This window comes from Prosthecobacter dejongeii (assembly GCF_014203045.1).
GTDB classification, from domain to species: Bacteria; Verrucomicrobiota; Verrucomicrobiia; order Verrucomicrobiales; family Verrucomicrobiaceae; genus Prosthecobacter; species Prosthecobacter dejongeii.
Map to the genome: position 1 here is coordinate 39,517 of NZ_JACHIF010000011.1, position 18,388 is coordinate 57,904.

12 protein-coding genes are annotated in these 18,388 nt (G+C 55.3%); 8 read left to right on the forward strand and 4 right to left on the reverse strand.

The features are described from left to right. Window positions 1–141 precede the first annotated feature (141 nt). From HNQ64_RS20665 to HNQ64_RS20675, 3 genes are all read right to left on the reverse strand, one after another. Window positions 142–2,262, reverse strand: a complete 2,121-nt coding sequence (locus HNQ64_RS20665; protein WP_221305520.1) for a putative Ig domain-containing protein — start codon at window positions 2,260–2,262, stop codon at window positions 142–144. After that, window positions 2,259–5,240 carry a Calx-beta domain-containing protein gene (locus tag HNQ64_RS20670; RefSeq protein WP_184212308.1) on the reverse strand — a complete coding sequence of 994 codons (2,982 nt, stop codon included), beginning with the start codon at window positions 5,238–5,240 and terminating at the stop codon, window positions 2,259–2,261. The genes HNQ64_RS20665 and HNQ64_RS20670 overlap by 4 nt, the downstream gene beginning before the upstream one ends. A gap of 544 nt (window positions 5,241–5,784) precedes the next feature. Next, window positions 5,785–8,490: an AsmA-like C-terminal region-containing protein gene (locus HNQ64_RS20675; RefSeq protein WP_184212310.1), complete on the reverse strand. Its 2,706-nt coding sequence runs from the start codon at window positions 8,488–8,490 to the stop codon at window positions 5,785–5,787. Window positions 8,491–8,607: 117 nt separating this feature from the next. On the opposite strand from HNQ64_RS20675, the gene HNQ64_RS20680 reads away from it, so the two are divergent. From HNQ64_RS20680 to HNQ64_RS20710, 7 genes are all read left to right on the forward strand, one after another. Further along, the gene (locus HNQ64_RS20680; protein WP_184212312.1) at window positions 8,608–9,936 is read left to right on the forward strand and encodes a hypothetical protein; all 1,329 of its coding nucleotides are present in this window, start codon (window positions 8,608–8,610) and stop codon (window positions 9,934–9,936) included. Window positions 9,937–10,037: 101 nt separating this feature from the next. Further along, window positions 10,038–10,730 (forward strand): 3-keto-disaccharide hydrolase, encoded by a 693-nt coding sequence (locus HNQ64_RS20685; RefSeq protein ID WP_184212314.1) that lies wholly within the window; start codon window positions 10,038–10,040, stop codon window positions 10,728–10,730. 88 nt (window positions 10,731–10,818) lie between these two features. Next, the gene (locus HNQ64_RS20690) at window positions 10,819–11,634 is read left to right on the forward strand and encodes an Hsp33 family molecular chaperone HslO (RefSeq protein ID WP_246431151.1); all 816 of its coding nucleotides are present in this window, start codon (window positions 10,819–10,821) and stop codon (window positions 11,632–11,634) included. After that, entirely contained in the window at window positions 11,631–12,014 is a 384-nt protein-coding gene (locus HNQ64_RS20695; RefSeq protein WP_184212316.1) for a HesB/IscA family protein, read from the forward strand. Before HNQ64_RS20690 ends, HNQ64_RS20695 begins: the two co-directional genes overlap by 4 nt. 8 nt (window positions 12,015–12,022) lie before the next feature. Further along, window positions 12,023–12,592 (forward strand): hypothetical protein, encoded by a 570-nt coding sequence (locus tag HNQ64_RS20700; RefSeq protein ID WP_184212318.1) that lies wholly within the window; start codon window positions 12,023–12,025, stop codon window positions 12,590–12,592. Window positions 12,593–12,650: 58 nt separating this feature from the next. Then, window positions 12,651–13,613: a 3-hydroxy-5-phosphonooxypentane-2,4-dione thiolase gene (locus HNQ64_RS20705; protein WP_184212320.1), complete on the forward strand. Its 963-nt coding sequence runs from the start codon at window positions 12,651–12,653 to the stop codon at window positions 13,611–13,613. Between the two features lie 119 nt (window positions 13,614–13,732). Next, window positions 13,733–14,119 (forward strand): ApaG domain-containing protein, encoded by a 387-nt coding sequence (locus HNQ64_RS20710; RefSeq protein ID WP_184212322.1) that lies wholly within the window; start codon window positions 13,733–13,735, stop codon window positions 14,117–14,119. Window positions 14,120–14,195: 76 nt separating this feature from the next. Here the strand turns inward: HNQ64_RS20710 and HNQ64_RS20715 are convergent, their stop codons facing one another. After that, entirely contained in the window at window positions 14,196–16,541 is a 2,346-nt protein-coding gene (locus HNQ64_RS20715; protein WP_246431152.1) for an FAD-dependent oxidoreductase, read from the reverse strand. Between the two features lie 189 nt (window positions 16,542–16,730). Here HNQ64_RS20715 and HNQ64_RS20720 point away from each other — a divergent pair, with 189 nt between their 5' ends. Continuing rightward, window positions 16,731–18,359 (forward strand): right-handed parallel beta-helix repeat-containing protein, encoded by a 1,629-nt coding sequence (locus HNQ64_RS20720; protein WP_184212324.1) that lies wholly within the window; start codon window positions 16,731–16,733, stop codon window positions 18,357–18,359. Window positions 18,360–18,388: the final 29 nt, after the last annotated feature.

An 18,388-nucleotide genomic window follows, 5' to 3' on the forward strand; every position in this document is an offset into this window, starting at 1 on the left:
CGAGCTTTAGCTCGTCTGGAATCCGCATTTCATTAGACACGTTATTTGGAAAACCACATCACCGCCGTTGGCGGAGCCAAGGTGCGCAAAAGCTTCACGGTCAAACTCAACGCGCAAATCACTCACCAGGACGGATTCAATCTAATAATTCACCGCACTCACAGCATCCAGATCAAAACCGGAACTGCCATTGCCGTTGAGTGAATTGTTTTCTGCGGTATGGCGAACCACCTTTCCTCCTGCATCCCGCATGGCCGCATCGCCCGTGGCTGTGAGTCGAATGAAGCGAAACCATTGCAGATCTGGCCGCCCCAAAGCACTCACATCGAAACTATCGCCACCGCTGCGCGTTGGATTGGAGGGGTCATCCCCAGTCGTAGCATTCACGCCGGCAAATCCTTGAGCGTAGTACGATGGAAGAGTCACATCCGCCGTTCCATCAGCAGCCACATTCACCCGGAAAGGAAAACGCTGCCATTGTCCCTCAAACAAAGCCACCTCAACCGTGGCTGGCTCCATGAAACGCTGATTGGGATCCTTGTTTTTAAAGAAGACATTTTCAAACACCGTGAAATCCATCCCGGCAGAAGACTCGATGATGTTATCCGTAAACTCCAAAATGATACTGCCACCGCCAGCCGAACTGGCATGGAGAGATAATAACTGGTTAGGCAAGTAAGCAGGTGAAAAAGTGCTAGCCCCTTCAGGCGGCCCAGTCACATTATTTGGTAGGCTACCGGAGCCAAAACCACCCGCAGAGAGTGGCGAAAACTGCTCCACTCGATCTGCAAAGGGATCTCCCGAAACACCCTCCTGCCCGCGCTGGCGCGTCATCGGCAAAATCTTGGTGACCGCTGCGGCATAAGGCAACCAGCGCCCATCTGGGGTCACCGCCGTGAGTTCGTAAGTATATCCCATACCCGTGATGAGTTGGCGGTCCACGACATTGGTTCCTTGGCCGCGATAGATCTCCACTCCATTTCTCTTCAAACTGACGCCCGCCACTGCCGTGCCTAAGGCGGCACTCATGGCATCGTATTGCCAGGCCAACCCCGCCTTGTCACGAGAAGGGATGACCAGCAAGCCCTGGCTAACGGGGATCCGAAACGTCTTTTGAAAGATCAGCCCCAGGGAATCTTCCACCTGAATTTGAAATTCGAACCGTGCCTCCACCACAGGTGCAAGCCCCGCCAATACCCCTCCTTCGGTGAGTGACCACCCAGACGGAATTTGCCCCGCCAAGACACTCCAGCGATAAGGCGCCGTTCCACCTTCAGCCTCAAATTGGCCGGTATATTGCACCCCAGGTGCCGCAGGCGGCAAGAGAGACGGATTGACAATGTCCAACCCACCACCAGCCACCACTTTGAAAGTGCGCTGTACTTGAGTGATCGAATCACTCAGCGTGACCCCCACGTCATGTTCCCCAGGCTGGTCAAAGCGCCCTGTTATGATCCCCGTCTGCGCATCGCAGGCCCATCCCGCTGGAGCAGCGGTCAAGCCCCAGGTATAGGGCTGGGCACCGCCTGCTGCGCTCAATGCCGCTTGGTAAGGTTGCCCCGGCACGGCCAGCGGCAATTCCTGAGTTACAATCGACAGAGGCTCCTCCGAAGCGATCACCAGCATTGTGGCAGCAGAGACCTGAGTGCCTTCAGCATCGGTCACATACACATTCATGGGCACATTCAGCGGTTTTTCTGCCATGCCTGAAAACTCACCCGTTTGGGCATCCAAAGAAAATCCAGGAGTTTCCGCCTCCATCTGAACCGTCCAGGCATAAGGCGGCAAGCCCCCCACCGCGGCAAAACGATGGGACAACCATTCCTTGGCTCGCACGGGCGTAGGATGCGGAGTCACGATCATCAAAGGCACGCGATTCAGTTGCACCAATCCAGATTCCGCCGCGCCTTCGTCTGAAATTTGGGACAGGTCAAAGACCGGAAACCAGAGTCCGTGGGACCGGACTTGACGCCCCAGTCCATGCCCGCCACTGCCGCTGATTTCCGTAATCCCACGCGGCAATAGATCATCAAGCGCACGGTCATCCTTACCATGCAAGAAACGGTCTAACAAACTTTTCAACCCAAGATCTTCATCAGCCAATTCACGTTGAATAGCTTTAGTATCCAAAGAAGAAGGAGCCCCGCGATCCCTCGCAGAGCCCCCTTTATAAAAGCCCATCCACGCCCCACCCATCGCCAAAGCCACCAGCAGAGCCAGGACTGAAGCTTTCAAAGAGATGCGTGGCGAGCCTGCGATCATGAGTCAGTCAAGGCAGATAGAATGACTGCGCCCGAGCGGGTCACCCCAGGTGTGGCCGATGGCAGCAGGAAATAACCGAAGCCCTCACTGTCGAAGGCATTGGCCGTGCTGGCATCAGGCACGAGCAACCCCTGAATCGGGATAACTTTTCGAGAAGCCCCTTCCCCAAGTGTAATGCTACCGCTGAAAGCACCCGTCGCATTGACGATCTTCAGCTTCTGCGGGGCAATCATCGTCACGGTTGAGAGACTCACAATGCGCACACCAAAGGTTTTAGGGTTGGCACTGCTACCCACAGCTTCGATACCGCCATCTTGCAGCACCAGCTCCGCGTTTTCACTGGAGGATTCTTGCGCATCCAGCGGCAGTGTTGCCCCAGCAGCGAGGCGATACTTACCGCCCAGCGCCGTAAGCGTCAGCGGAGATTCCCAACCGTCCTGATAGATCGGTCCTTTGGCCTGTTCCGGCTTACTCCAAGTCAGCGTGCCCGTGATGGAATGAGCCAAATTATCTGCCAGATTGACCCGGCCAGCCAGACTCCCCACGGTGGTGTAAAGCGCCTGGTAAATGACCACATCTCCCTGGAGGGAAAGTGGGCTGCTGCTAGTGAATTTGCTACCGTCAGCCAGCACCCCAGTGACAGTGGCGACCGCTTTAGAAGAGAGCTTCAAGCAACCGTAGCTGGCCCCCTGAGGCAAACTGGCTGCCGGAGTTCCAGACTGAGCTGCACGGAAGTTATAGATGCCCGTGCGCTCCGTGGACGATTGAGCCCGCCACCCGGCCAAATCAGCCCCTTCAGGCAATGTCCCCGATAGAGCTCCTGTTGTAGAATTGAGGACAAAGTCCAGACGACGAATGACGTTGCCCATCTTCAGCTCCGCAAAGCCTTTGGGGTGAGTCGTCGTGGCATCCAGATTGCCTTTGATGGCATAGGCTTTTTTCCCGATCATCACTTTGCCTGTGTACGTTGCTTTAGCCGTCGTCGTGAGTGAGACAGAAGCCCCGAGGCCGTCTGTCACCGTCCCCACACGGTCCACCAGACCAGTGAAAGTCCCCACAGCTCCAGAGGGGAAAGCTTCCACATTCATCAGCAGCACGACCGATGTGCTCACGCCGTAAGCATTCGTGGCCGTGAGGATGACTTGATCATACTCACCCGCAATTGTGGGCGATCCCGTGATCGTTCCATCGGCATTGATTTTCAGCCCAGGAGGCAGTCCCTTCGCAGACCATTTCACTGCCGTGCCACCAAAGGTCAGCACTGGCACATTCAACGATGCGCCCACACGCAGCGTGCCGAAATCCTGGTTCGCAGCAATACGCGCCCTGTTGTCATCATCTTGGATTGTCAGAGTAAACTGGCGTGTCCCCGGCAGGCCCAGCCCTACTTCGTTGGCTGGCAGGCTGCCAAAATTGACGACAATCGTCTCATCCGTTTCCAGTGTCGTCGTGTCATTGACCACCTGAAGGGTCAAAGTCTTGGTCAAGTCCCCAGGCTCAATCACCAATTCGCCCACGGTCGTGAAGTCCTCACCGCTCGTCGCTGTTCCTGAAATCATTAAAGGAATCGTGACTGTTTGAGTCACCGTCGGAGAAACATTCACCGTCACATTCACCGCACCGTCCGCTTCATTGACCGTCCGCGATGCTTGAGCAAAACCAATGATCGGCAAAGGATCATTGTCCTGAATCGTCAGCGTAAAGAATTCCGAATTTAATGCCCCCAAGCCAGCCTGAGCAACCGGCGTGGGTGAGCCCAAGGTCACCACCACCGTTTCGTTATTTTCCCCTTTGAGAGAATCATTCACCACCGTGATATCGAAGGTCCTGCTCGTCTCACCCGCAGCAAACACCAGCGCAGCCGGAGCGGTCGTGGTGTAGTCACTGGTCAACGTCGCCGTGCCAGACAAAGACACCGGAACCGTGACTTCCACAGTCGCGGCAGGAGTCAGTGTCACCGTTACCGTTGTCGTGCTTGCATCGCCCTCAGAGACAGTCTGAGAAGCCGTAGTGACCTGTGCCGCACGCACCACCATTTCGGCAGTCGGCCGATAGCCCAGCAATAGGTCTGAGGTGGTAGTGTAATAGCTATCATTCGCCAGGTAGCTCACATACTCCGTCGCTTCTTTGGAAAAGACCTTCACCGAGTACGCGGCTGGGCCCGCCGCATTGGCCAGGGCCGGATGGTCGGGTGTGAATCTCCGCGTTGCACCGGTAGCCGTGTCATAAGATTGGATATGGCCAATCTGATAACCTGTAATCCAGAGACGCCCCAGTGAATCTGCAGCCAGACTGCCGGAAGCATCCGCATCAAAGACAGGCGTAGAGGCACCTACCGCGAGGGGTGCAGGATCACCCGCCAGCACAGCCACCACAGCGGCATCCATTTGCGCGGCAGTGAACTTCACGATCTTGTTGTTAATCGCAGCATTGAAGTCTGCAAGACTCACAAAAACGTTTCCAGAAGGATCCGTTGTTAGGCCACCAGAAAAAGCGCTGATCGCCCCAGTTACCGCCCCGACAGATTGTCCATCGGTCGAAACAAACGTGAGGTTACTGGAAAAGCCCGCATTTGCGCCACCGATGATCCAGCCTTCACGGCCGGAAGTTGGGTGCTTCCAGAACACCGCATTGTAATTCTGTAAAGTTGCTAAAGCTGGTGTTACCAGAGGCGTCGCAGGGGCAGAGGGATTCAAAAGATACACGCCAGACGGCCCCGAAAAACCACCACCGCCCACCAACGCCTGGGTTCCAGAGCGACTCGTTACAAACGAGGGGTCCAGCAGGATGCTCGTCGGGTTCGCCACTTCTGTGGCAGCCGCAGCACCAAAGGCATCTTGAACAAAAACTTTGCCCACCGTGCCAAACAAAAAGCGTCCATCGGGCAGATGATCATGACTGAAAGAAAAATTGGTCAGTTCGCCAACCTTCAGGCTGGTCCACTCTTGAGCATGAACTGCGGAGGACGCGAAGGCCATGGCCGACGCGCAAAAAACCGCAGCCCTTTTGATGAGGCTGATGTGCATAGATAGGTGCTATATGTCTCTAACGGGGTTTGTGCGAGAGACGGGCACCTGACCCTGAGGCCAGCCGATCACATCTCTCACTCTTCATTGTGCGATGAAGTTTTCTCACCTTCCCAAGACGGAAAGGCGGAAGTGAGCATTCTCAGCGAGATATTCGGACTCCGGGTTTGTGGCGGCTCCATGACTCAAAGACTCCGAAAACTCAGACTCATCTGACTCAGGACCGCACGCCTTTCTCACTCGCCTTCACCCCAGATTGCTCTGAGATTGACTTCGCCTGACCGTCATCACTGACGATCACGTTGTGAGATTGTGACCCGATACCGCAGCGCAACTGTGACCGATTCTAACGGTCTTCCCTGCATCTGTGAATGGCTGCCGGAATGACTCATGCATGATTCCGGTCTTGATAAAGAAAACGTGCCTGCGCTGCATGCTCAGGCTCGCCATGAAATGCAGATAGATTGCACCAACCTCCAGCGCAACGTAAAAAAATTCACCGACCGCCCGGGCGATTAAACATTGAGGCAGGCCGCTTGGGTTCTTCCTTCTTGGCTGGCAGTGACTCCCCAGCGATCCGTTCCGCTGCCTCCATATTTTCTTCACTCGGTGGCGCACGATCCGTGGCCTTTTTATTTCCACTCAGCAGGTTTGACTTCCAGTTCGTCTTGCTGATCGAGCCCGTTCCCCGGTATTCGAGGAGTTCACTAAAAGGTAAAAATACCAGCCCCGGGAGCCCCCGAATACGCACCTGAGCCGTGAGATCCACCGCATCCCGAATGAAATCAATTTTGCCCCCCATGGCGATTTTAAAGACGCTCGTGAGTGCTTCAAAGTTGTTCGTTACGGCATAACCATCCGCCACCTCAAAAGTACAATTCGCCTCTTTAGCCACATTGTACCCCTTGATCTGGCCTGGCAAAACACTGCCTAAAATAGGCGTGAGAGGGCCCAGAATGGGCACGGCGTAAAGGTTACCATTCACGATGATGGCAGCCCCGCCACCTTTCAGCGCCATCCAGTCATTCTGCCGCCCAGCAAAACGAAAATGGCCAGTGATGTCCCCCTCCGTATCATTCGTTTCCGAGTACACCTGAGCAAACCGGCGAAAGCTCACCCCATCCAGCCTGAGTTCTCCTTTGTAGGGTTGTGGTAGCTTCGTTTCATCCATGCTGCCCTTCAGAGAAAAAGCGCCGCCCATCAAGGAAGAGCGAATATCAAACGAAGTCGTCCCGCCCTTGCTTGAAACATCGGCAACCACTTTTTCAAACGGCACTTTCTTCCCAAAGATCTCATACGGAAACTCGCCTGCATTCACCACCACATCAAAGTCATTGGTTCCCGGTGCCACATCCACGCTCCCCTTCGCCGAAAGCGCTTCACCAAATAAGCTGCCGCGAATATTGAACTTCATGTCCAGCCCTTTGAACACCAATTCCCCCTCCGGTGAACCAATGATAAAATCATCTCCCCACAACGAATAACGCCCCGTTCCAGTCGGGTGCTTAAACTTCACCTCAAAGTCACTCTTCGATCCTTCACGGTAGTAGATCACGCCATCCATCTCCACCGCCGTGGTCATTGGTAGCCGATACTTCGCGATCTGCTCCGCCACCTTGGGAGCGAAGCAACTGGTCACTGCCACGGGATCAATCCCCGCACGGATGCCCTCCAGCCGCACCCATTTCTCCCCCACCGCATCGTTGACATGCACATGGGCCACTTCTCCAACCCCCTCTTCACGCCGCACCTTCGCATTGCGAAAGTGCATGATCGGCCCCTGAAATTCCACATCCGCTTGTAATTGCTCCAGGTCCACCCCTCGATAGCGAAGATTGCGCAAATCCCCACGACCTTTGTTGAGACACACCTGTAAGTCCGGCTTTGGCCCAGCGCCTTCCACTTCAAAGTAGATGCTGGATTCCGGATTGCATTGAAAGCGACTGATCAACTCCCGAGTCTGCTTCAACTTCGCGAATGGCATGAAGGCATTCGGATCCATACGCAGCACCGCGCGATATTTGAAACCTTCCACCTCATGCGAGAGAGCCTGGGCAGTTAAGGTACCCGTTTCATGTTTCAGGACAAGATCCCGTACATAGACGCCTTCCGGCGCTACGCCGATGTTGGCCTCCAACCCATCAAACACCGCCCCACTGGTGCTAAAACGCCCACAGTCTAAACGACCTGTTGCTTGAACGGGTCGTTTACTTTGAGCTAAAGGACCATCCACATGCCACACCCCGTTTAAGGCCAAGTGTGGGGTGCCATAAAAAACAATTTCACGCAGATTGTCACTGTTCAGGAAAGCCTGTGCCATCCCCGGAAGATCTGCACTGGAGGTGAGCTGAAAGCGCAACTCCGGCGTCCCCATTCTCCAAGTCGCACTGGCATTTACCTGACCTGTCGGATCTTTAAGATACAACCTCGTTAGATCGATCAAACCAGCGTTGTACTCTGCCTCCGCGACCAGTTCTTGACACACATAGGTATCATACCGCAAACCACGCGTTTCAAAGAATAGCCTCGCAGACAACTCCAAAGGCCGATCCAGCGCCCCATTCACTTCCAAGCGCAACTGCGGGGCCACATCAAATTTGAAACGTTGTAGCCAATCCAACCCACGCTGAATGCGGCGGTGATGGGCATTCAGCACCTGCATTTGATGCGCGACCGAAAGGCTGTCCACCTTAGGTTTAGGGGGGTCATCCACCTTTTTCTCTGGCAGCGTCAATAGCCCTGTAAGGCTGAGGCGAATACCAGACAAGGTGCCCTGGGCCTGGCGCACCTCTAACACTCCTTCGCGCAAAAAAGCTCGGGCGCTCAAGTCTTCCACAGCAATCACGGTCTGCCCACCCGCAGAGTCATCCACAGGCAGGGAGACACTGGCGTGGCTGAGTTCCAGTCCTTCCACCACAAACTTTTTCTCCATCAGCTTTCCGTAATCGAAATCCAGATTCAGCCGATCCACCGAGGCCAAGACATGTTGCCTATCAGCCCCTGTAAAAACTCGCACGTCTCGGGCGATCAGTCCCCCAAATGGATTGAGCAACAACCCCTCAAAGTCCAGATGCAGACCTCTCTCCGCCATCTGGCCCACGATAAAATCCCGCCATTGCCGAGAAAAGGAATCCGTCCCCGCATACAGAAGCCCGCCCAGCATGGCCGTTGCCACGCAGAACTTAAAGAGGCGTCTGATCATCCGTTTCATCAGTTTTTAAGCTAACGGTCATCCTTCGCATGACAAGGGGCAGCCGTCTGCATTTCTGATTCATGCAGGTAACATGCCATTTTCCTCATTGCTGCCTCGCAAAAGTACATGAACCATCGCTTCCCCATGCGTCAGTCCACCTATGTACATGCCTCGCGCACCAGTCAGATCATCACCCGCTGGCGTGGCATGGGGGCTATCTTAGCCGTGGCATTTTACAGCCTCTTTTTTGCCGCCCATCAGCATTTTCAAGACACGCCGCTGTATGTGCGGGATCAGGTCCTCTTCGGGGCCGATACCCAAGCGTTCTTTCGTAACCTTACAAACTCTCACACAGGTGACCACAGCAGCATCGGTGCTGAGCACCCCGCCTTCGTCATCCTGCATCACCCTCCCGCGCAACTCCTGATCAAAGGGCTAGAAAGCGTGGGGCTGGATGTTAATCGCGCACGCAAGCACGGCATCGCCATCTTGACCTGCCTCGCTGGCGCTTTCATGGTCGTTATGGTCTATCATGCTCTTCTCTGGAGCGGCGTCCCCTCCCTGCGAGCCATTTTATTAGCCATCGCCTGCGGAGCTGGCCCCTGCGTATGGATCTCTGCTTCTCTGCCTGAGGTGTGGATCTTCGCCGGACTTGGCGTTGCCGCCTTAGCAGCACTCACCGCCCAGGGCACACTCGCTCCTTGGTGGCTGCATGGGTTGGTGACGATTTATGCCTTGGGGTGCTTTGTGGGTAATTTACTTCCCATTGTCTTGCTTGCTCTGGCTCGTTGTGCCCATGACAGCAGCCAGCAGCAGCGTTTCATCCCTCAGCCACTCATCATCGCCCTAGCCGCCGTTACGCTCACCTTTGGTTTGGCCAATGTGCAACGCTCGGTTTATCCACTCTCATCTCCTTTGCCCGCTTCACCCTTGACTTGGGATATCCAAAAAGCCCCCTGGGTAGCAGACAGAGCCCAGGCGGGGTTGGTCGGCCGGGAACTATTTCTTTCGAACATCGTCGCCCCCCACTCCATCGCCACAGAGCCCGACGCCAGCTTTGGCAATCGCCGCCGCGTCGTTTTACAAGAAGCCCAATGGTCAAAGCTAGACTTACAAAAAGGCGTGGGTGCCGCCTGGTTCCTCCTCCTGGCCCTAAGTTTTGCCGGCCTCATTTGGCGGGCGCAGTTGGATCCTTTTACCCTCGGTATCGTGGCTGTCATTGTCTGGTTCATCGCCGCCCTGCCTTGGTATGGCGACCGTAGCAAACTTCTCCTCCAGGCCTGTCTTTGGACGCCTGCGGTCGTCATTGCCACGGGCCTCGGCTTAGAGCGCAGCCTGGAGCATTGGCCAAAAATCAAACTCCCCATCACCGTCCTCCTCGCAGCCTTTGTCGCCGCCCAAATCACTCGGAACTGGATGTTTATTCAGGAAGTGCTCACCCAAGTACGCCTCTAACCAGCCCGAAAGGCTCTCTCGCTCGTTCCCTTCATAGGCCGTAGGATGACATGCCTTGCCTGTTGCCACCTCTGCCGCTCCCGTGTAAATCGGCCTCCTCCATGAAAATCAACCACCTTACCGCTATCGCCGTCCTTCTAGGATTGGCCGTCTGCCAGGCTGCCGATGACAAGTCCGCCGCAGTACCAGCTACCACCGCCGCTGCCTCGCAAGCAGATGGCTGGGTCTCCATGTTCAATGGCAAGGACCTCACGGGCTGGAAATCCAATGAGGAAACTCCCGGCAGCTTCTCCGTCGAAGACGGCACCATCAAAGTCAGCAATGGCCGCTCCCACCTCTTTTACGTGGGCCCCAATGGTGATGCCAAATTCACCAACTTTGAGTTCAAAGGCAAAGTGAAGCACATGCCCGGCTCCAACTCCGGCCTCTACATCGCCACTGAGTACCAGGAAAAAGGCTGGCCTGAAAAGGGTTACGAATGCCAAGTGAACAGTACCGAGCACAAGGACCCCAAGAAAACCGGCGGACTTTACGCCGTGAAAGACGTCCTCAACACCGCTCCCGTAGGCGATGGTGAATGGTTCGACTACAGCATCAAAGTCGAAGGCAAACACATCACCATCAGCATCAATGGTAAAGTTACCACCGACTGGACCGAGCCTGAAGGTTGGGATCCTGCCACGGCTCTGAAAAACATGGCCGGTCGTAAACTCAGCCCCGGCACCATGGCCATCCAGGCCCATGACCCCAAGAGCGTCGTTTACTACAAAGACCTCTACATCAAGCCTCTCTGACTTCTGCATAGGCAGCCGAGAGCTGTCTTCGACCTTTGAAGTGGGGGCTGAAAAGCCCTCACTTTTTAATACCCTCTAAATCCTTGTTATGAGCCAGATGCTCAGCCCAGATCTCTCCGCCACTGAAATCCGTTGCTACTTCGTACGGAAGCGTAACTGCCTGCTTGTGCGTGGCCGTTTCAGTCCCATGTACATGGATTACTACCTGCATCTCATGCAGCACGGCATCAAGCATCCAGACCGCCTTGACCAAATGCTCAAGGATGGGTTCACTGCCGTGGCTCTTCATCTCGCCTCCCGCCCACATGATGAAGGCTGCGCCTGGACCATCAATATTCATGATCCCCTGCTGAATATCTTCGTCACTGGCAATACCATCCCAGGCCGCGTCACAGGCCGTCTTTTTACCGAGGATGTCAAAGACTCTGGCAAGAGCCTTTTCATCTCCCAGACGACCCGCACTCACATGCAAAACCGCCAGAGCATGATCGAGTTTCAGGGAAACGACGTTCTCGCTGCCGTAGAACAGTTTTACACGCAGAGTGAGCAGCGCCTCACTCGCATCTTCCGCCTTCCTGATGAAGACTTCGTCCAGATCTCTGCCGAGCCAGATGCCGATGAAGAGTGGCTGGCCAACCTCACCGAAGCTGAGATTCCGAAACTGGATGAGGCTGAGCACCTTACCCTTCTAGAAACCCGCAGCTACGTCTTTGACTGCGGCTGCACCGCAGACCGCATGTTCCCCATGCTCAGCCGTCTTAGCGAAGAAGATCTCGGGTACATTTTTGAAGACGGCTCTGCCACCATCACTTGCCCACGCTGCGCAGCCATCTTCCGCACCCCCAAGGCTGACTTTGAGGCTTGGAAGTCGCGCCAGAGCGCACAAACGCCCCCACTCTCATGACCGCCAACGCCGCTCCTCAAACCGCGCCTAACTACAAGATCGGCAACGAGAAACTCATCAAAGTGCTGCCTAATGCGGCCCGTAAACTTACGGGTCTGCTGACTAAACAAGGCCGTGCTGAGCATGGAGCACTGCGAGTTGCCGTCGTCGGTGGCGGCTGTTCGGGTCTTCAATACAAAATGGACCTGGTCGATGGACCGGCCAATCGAGACATCATGGTCCTGTCAGCAGATGTTCGGGTCGTGATTGATCCCAAAAGCGCTCTTTTTGTCAGTGGTTCGGAGTTAGACTTTAGCGACGATCTACAGCAGGGCGGTTTTAAAGTCACCAACCCAAACGCCATTGTCACCTGCTCCTGTGGCGAAAGTTTCGCGGCCTGATTTGCACCATGTCTGCGGATGCCTTTGCCCTTTTAGGCCTGTCCCCCAGCGCAGCCCTGAATGAGGAGTTACTCCAGTCAGCCTACCTGAACGCCACCCGTTCAGCCCACCCAGATCAATACGGTGGGGATGCCACGCTCAGTGCCGATTTAAACGCGGCGTTGGAGACCCTCAAGTCTCCCGTCACTCGACTCAAACACCTGATTGAGCAGCATTCCGATACCCCCTGGCGCGCAGTCCCGCTGGATGCTGCCCTGATGTCGCTTTTTGAAAAAGTCGGCCCACTGCTGCAATCGGTCCAGGTCTTCCTCAAAAAGAAACAAACCGCCACGACCGCCCTTTCCAAAGCCCTCCTAGCAGGAGAGGAAATGCGACTGCGGGAAGCTTTGGAAGAACTTGGCTCCCAGATCGAAAACGCCTGGCTGCAGATGGAGTCTCAGCTAGGGCCTTATGATGCCCGCATTGCGAGTGGGGATGAACATGTTTGGCCGGAACTACAGGCCGTCCAGGCACGCCTCGCTTATCTCTCCAAATGGCGGGCCCAAATTCGCGAAGCCTTGCTGGGTTTGATGCTCTGAGGGTTGCACTCCAGCCATTCATGCCGACTGTGCGCGCCCAACTTAAACCGCACACACTATGGCCGACATCAGCACCAGCGCAGCAGACAAGAAAGAGAAGGAATACTTCGCCAACATCCCTCAGGAGGCCCCGGGCTTTTTCCTCAAGGGCTCCCACCAGTATGACTGGGGGCTCAAGAACCGCCTCAGCCAGGTCTTCAATCCCAAGGACGGCCGCACCGTCATGCTCGCCTTTGACCACGGTTATTTCCAGGGCCCGACTACTGGCCTCGAGCGTGTGGACCAGACCATCCTCCCTCTGGAGCCCTATGCCGACTGCTTGATGCTCACCCGTGGCATCCAGCGCAGCGTCATCCCTGCTTCCACTCGCAAAGCCATCGCCCTGCGTGCTTCCGGCGGCACCTCCATGGTCAGCCCCTTTGAAGAGTGGGAAGGCGAACTGGACGGTAAGAAGGTCAAGTTTGGTCGCCCTGGCTTTGAGCCCCTCTCCAACGAAAGCACCGCGCTGAACATTGAGGAAGCTATCCGCCTCAACGCCAGCATCCTGGCCGTGCAGGTCTTCATCGGCAGCGCTTATGAGCGCCAGTCCCTGAAGAACCTGACCGACCTGGTGGATGCCGCCAGCCGTTACGGCATCGCCGTGATGGGCGTGACCGCCGTGGGCCGTGCGATGGCCCGCAACGCGCAGTATTTCCGCCTGGCCACGCGCATCATGGCAGAGCTGGGAGCCAACGTGGTGAAGTGCTACTACACGGAAGAAGACTTTGAAACGGTGACGAGCTGCTGCCCAGTGCCGATCGTGATCGCGGGTGGGAAGAAGCTGCCCGAGTTGGAAGCCTTGAGCATGTGCTACAACGCGATCCAGCAGGGAGCCAATGGAGTGGACATGGGGCGAAACATCTTCCAGAGCGATGCGCCGATCAGCATGATGCAGGCGGTGCGAGGAGTGGTGCATGAAGGTCTGACGCCTGAACAGGGCTACCAGATGTACAACGACCTCAAGGCCAAAGGCACTAAGTAACATTATCCCCAACCACGCACGGTGGCTGATTCGTCTGACCACCGTGCGCTTCTGGTCAAATACCGAAGGGGATGGCCATTTCTTGACCCCTGCCCCCTTTGCCCCTATTCTGCGGCATCATGAACGTCCGCTTTGAGCATCTCACCGGCCTCTCCGTCACTGTGGATGAGGTACAGTATGATCCGACGCGGCCCGCGCCGCCAGATCGGCCCCACCCGTTCGTGTATCATGTCTCCATCCACAATGCTTCCGAGGAGACTGTAAACATCTTCGGCCGTAAGTGGATCGTCCGCGATACCGATGGCGATACTCTTGTGGTGGAAGGTGATGGCGTTGTTGGTCAGTTCCCGAAACTGGAGCCTGGGCAGACCTTCAGTTACAATTCCTACCACGTTATCAAGGCGGAGAGCACCGCCACAGGCTCATTCTTCGGCACCACCACGCAGGGCAGACCCGTCTGCGCTCGCATCCCCCGCTTTGAGATGCATCCCCCTTTACTGGCCTAACCAGGGATGGATTCCTCCCATAAAAAAAAGGCCGATTCCAGAGGGAACCGGCCTTTAAAATAAACGGGCGTAAAGGTTACTTCTTCACCACCTGCACGGCATCCAGGTGAACGTTACCCTTGGAACCTTCCGTCCGGAAGATCACAGAAGCCTCTTCACCGGCATTGAACTTGAACGTGCCAATCGTATGAGCCCCCTGCTTGCCATTGGCAGGCTTGCTTTGGTCCACTTGCACAGTCTTCTCTCCGTCAGCACTCAAAACGGTAATGGGTACAGACTTACCGCGATTTTCATGCGGCTGCCAATAAACGCGCACTTCATATTCGCCACTTTCTTTCACCGCGAAGGCAAACTTTGCACTGGCACCTTTGTCCTGGCCATAGCTGTAATGGTCACCCACGAAAGGCTTCAGGCCTTCACCTTGAGCCCACTTACCCGTGAGTTCAGCATCTGCGTCATCAATCACCAACCCATCCATCTTCTTCACATCCAGCGTCTCATTGACGATCTCAGGCAGCTTTTTGGCATTCGCCGGAAGGTAAAGTGGACCTTCCAAACTGTCGCGACGCATCGCCCCAGGTTGGTTCATCAAGTCCTTCAAAATGTCCAGATACTGCTCATACACACCCCGTGGAGTCGTGTGATGACGCACGCTGATCCACGCAGCCTTGCCCACCACTTCACCGAACATGCCGCACGTACGCATCACGCGTGTGCTGCCCAGAGCGTAACGGTCCACACTGATATTGCGGCCCGCCATGAATAGGTTGCCAATGTCTTTGGAATACAGGCAGCGATAAGGCACCGGATAACCGTTTTTGCGGTCCGTGTGTTTGCCAAATTGAGCGCGAGAGATAAACGGGTTCTCAGGAAATTTCACTGCATACTGCTCTTTTGGATAGTGCAGATCTTGGTCCCAAGTCGTCGGCACGCACGCATCAGGATGAATCACACCTTTCACCATGTCTTCCCCTGGAAGAATGAGGTCACCCACAATGCGGCGGGATTCGCGAGTCCCGCCCACATAGGCCAACCACTGCATGTCGTAGCTGCCATACTTGGCCGGCTCAAACTTCTTCAAAGCACTCACCGCCCCATACACTGCACGGAAGTTCCAGTCACGAATGCGTTCCAGACCATTGATCGGGTCCTGGTCAAAACCGCTCTCCCAGAACCACTCACCATGCAGATAGTCTTCAGCGTTTTCCACCGGGGTGTAACCCAGGTCATAACCCGTCATGTTTGCCTTATTCTTGATGCCCGCAGGCTCCATCACTTTAGGGGCCGGAAAATCTTCCAATTTCAAGTCCAACGCCCAAGGAGTTTCAGGCCAGGCCTTTGGTTTCTCAGACTTCTTCAGGACCCACATGTTGCTCATGCCCATGCGGCCTTTGTCTTCTTGAAGAATGCTAGCCCCTGCCAGGAAACCCACACTGCCATGGCCGGTGCAATCGCTGAAGAACTTGCCACGAAAACGGGTCTCTTTCCCCGTCCTGGTGTCTAGGCCCGTGACGCTGCGAATCTTCTTATCCGCGCCCTTTTCCATCTCCACTGCATAGACGTGAGTGTTGAGGAAAAGATCAATCGTCTTCTCGGCCTTCACCACTTCTTCTTTGAGTTTGTCGTTAAACTCTTCAGGCGTGGCCGCAGGACTGTTACTCGCACGATCGGCGAATTCTTCCACGATCTCGCCCAAGTGAGGATACAGCCCCCGACGAGTGCCCCCCATGGCCCAAACCTGCACTTCGCTGGAGCCATTCCCCCCCAGAACCGGACGATTCTGAATGAAGGCCACTTTCAAACCTTGGCGTGCTCCTGATAGAGCGGCACCCATACCCGAATAACCACCACCGACGACCACGAGATCATACTCCTCAGTCTCCGGGGCTTGCGCAGGAAGGCCTAACAACTTTTTACGCAGCTCATTCGTTGCAGCAAAGTCAGCAGGCGGGGTGAATGTTGCATCCTTGCTCAGAACGAGGGCATCCACTCGGCCATCAAAACCCGTGTTATCGACGAGGCCTATTTTAGCCTTTCCTTTCAATTCGACCGTGCCCGCTTCCTGCCATAGCCAATCCTTGCCCTCCGTGCCCAGCACTTTATCCAGCGTCTTGCCATTCACGCTGACCTGGAATTTCCCTGGAGCTCCCGGGGCATCCCATGGGCCCACCCAGTTTTTGGTGCGCACCCAGACCTTATAGCTTCCAGGCTCTGCCACCGTGATCTCTGTCTCGGCGTTTTTGACAGGTGTGCCCATGCCATGAGCCAGCAGGTAAGGAGACCCCATAATATCAATGAACTGGGTATCCAGCATCCAGCCACCAGGGTTGGCAAAAGACTCCGCCTCCACCCAGACTTGCTGAGCAGGAGAAGAAAGAGCAGTGGCCGCTAGAGCGGCTAATAAGGTGCGACGTAACATCATGTGTGACAAAACAGGGTTGGTTCTTCTAAGACTCTCATAAACGCCAAGAACGGGCAATGACAATCAATCACAAACTGTTACCGTAACATATCTTACCTCTCTTATTTGGCAAACCTGCACGTGTGTGAGCAAAAACAGCGAAATACTGTCCATGAATGGAGTGGGCGCTTCTATCGTCCCATTTTCGTCATGCCTCCTCGCCCAGCTTTCATCGCCCATGTTGCCGCGCTGATTCAACTGACCTTCTTGGTCGTTGGAGCAGTCCTGGGAGCAGAATACCATGTCTCACCAGCAGGCCTGGATTCCAACAATGGCACTCAGGCCGCCCCTTTCCGGGAAATCCGTAGAGCCCTTAGCGCCATTTCGCCCGGAGATACCGTCATCGTCGCCGATGGCAGTTACAAAGGCTTCGATGCCGTGAGCCTCGGTTCTGCAAACACTGTGACGAAAATCATTGCGCCAGGTCGCAAAGCCATCATCACAAAGACAACGGATCGTGGCATCAATAATCCTAACAACATGGTCGTTTGGCTCTGCACCAACGTCGTTTTTGAGGGGCTACAGACCTTCGGCTCCGCCAATGCAGGCATGCGCATCATTGAGTCCAACCACGTCACCGTACGTCATGGAGTTTTTGGCAATCACTATCGCTGGGGCGTTGTCACCAGTCATAGCAACGACATCGTACTCGAATACAATGATTGTTACGGCAGCATCGAACAGCATGGCATTTACGTGGCCAATAGCGGAGATCGGCCCATTGTGCGCGGCAACCGCCTGCACGACAACGTTGGCTCGGGACTTCGTTCCAATGGCGACGTCATTCAAGGGGGAGACGGTATCATCACGGGCGCTTTGTTCGAAAACAACATCATCTACAACAACGGCTCGTTAGGCGGGGCTGGCATGAACCTGGACGGCCTACAGGATGGCATCATTCGGAATAACCTCTTGTATAATAATTTAGCCACCGGCATCGCTCTTTTCAAAGGCGGCGGTGCCGAAGGCCCCAAGGGCATGCAGGTGCTCAATAACACCATCATCACCCCTGCCGCAGCCCGTTACAACCTGCGCATCACCGATGTCATCGGCCCCATCACCGTGCGTAACAATCTGCTTTACAATGCCACCACCGCTAAAGGCCCCTTCTCATGGAACACCCCATCTGATGCCGCGTGGACGGATAGCGACTACAACGCTTTTGGCGGCGGGCGCTTCATCTCTACCGACGGGGAAACCAGCCGCATTTCTTTAGAGACTTGGTTCGCCTCCGGGCATGAGCCCCACTCTATCCCTCTTATAACGCTGGAAAACTCGGTTGTGGCCCCAGCCGGCGCTGACTTCCGCCTCAAAACGGGCTCGCCCTTGATTGATGCAGGAACCACACTTGCCAACGTCACCACAGATATTCTGGGCACATCCCGCACACTCGGAAATGCACCCGACATCGGTGTTTACGAGCACGGCCTTTATGCCGCCTGGAAAGCCACCCTGGGCATCCCTCTTGCCACGCCAGACAGCTTCGATTCCGATGCTGACGGCATTCCCCTCCTGATGGAATACGCCATGAACTCTGACCCCAAAGCAGCCATTCCCATGAGGCAACTTGCCGTGACTCGCCAAGCAGGCTCGTTACAACTAAGCTACCCACTCCAAAGAGCCGATCTTGTGTATGCCGCCGAAACCTCATCCGACTTGAAAAACTGGACCAGCAATGGGGTGGAACATAGCTCTCCAGGCACGGCTTCTAGCGCATCCGTTTTAATCATTCCTAATCGCAGTCGTCAATTCTTGAGACTGAAGATTACCCTGCCCTAACCAAATCTTAAAACAAAAAAACGTGAAGC

What these genes read in the sequence shown, in the direction of transcription:
- HNQ64_RS20665 (WP_221305520.1), bottom strand. Translation starts at nt 2,262, where the DNA reads ATGATCGCAGGCTCGCCACGCATCTCTTTGAAAGCTTCAGTCCTGGCT.
- HNQ64_RS20670 (WP_184212308.1), bottom strand. Translation starts at nt 5,240, where the DNA reads ATGGCCTTCGCGTCCTCCGCAGTTCATGCTCAAGAGTGGACCAGCCTG.
- HNQ64_RS20675 (WP_184212310.1), bottom strand. Translation starts at nt 8,490, where the DNA reads ATGATCAGACGCCTCTTTAAGTTCTGCGTGGCAACGGCCATGCTGGGC.
- HNQ64_RS20680 (WP_184212312.1), top strand. Translation starts at nt 8,608, where the DNA reads ATGAACCATCGCTTCCCCATGCGTCAGTCCACCTATGTACATGCCTCG.
- HNQ64_RS20685 (WP_184212314.1), top strand. Translation starts at nt 10,038, where the DNA reads ATGAAAATCAACCACCTTACCGCTATCGCCGTCCTTCTAGGATTGGCC.
- HNQ64_RS20690 (WP_246431151.1), top strand. Translation starts at nt 10,819, where the DNA reads ATGAGCCAGATGCTCAGCCCAGATCTCTCCGCCACTGAAATCCGTTGC.
- HNQ64_RS20695 (WP_184212316.1), top strand. Translation starts at nt 11,631, where the DNA reads ATGACCGCCAACGCCGCTCCTCAAACCGCGCCTAACTACAAGATCGGC.
- HNQ64_RS20700 (WP_184212318.1), top strand. Translation starts at nt 12,023, where the DNA reads ATGTCTGCGGATGCCTTTGCCCTTTTAGGCCTGTCCCCCAGCGCAGCC.
- HNQ64_RS20705 (WP_184212320.1), top strand. Translation starts at nt 12,651, where the DNA reads ATGGCCGACATCAGCACCAGCGCAGCAGACAAGAAAGAGAAGGAATAC.
- HNQ64_RS20710 (WP_184212322.1), top strand. Translation starts at nt 13,733, where the DNA reads ATGAACGTCCGCTTTGAGCATCTCACCGGCCTCTCCGTCACTGTGGAT.
- HNQ64_RS20715 (WP_246431152.1), bottom strand. Translation starts at nt 16,541, where the DNA reads ATGATGTTACGTCGCACCTTATTAGCCGCTCTAGCGGCCACTGCTCTT.
- HNQ64_RS20720 (WP_184212324.1), top strand. Translation starts at nt 16,731, where the DNA reads ATGCCTCCTCGCCCAGCTTTCATCGCCCATGTTGCCGCGCTGATTCAA.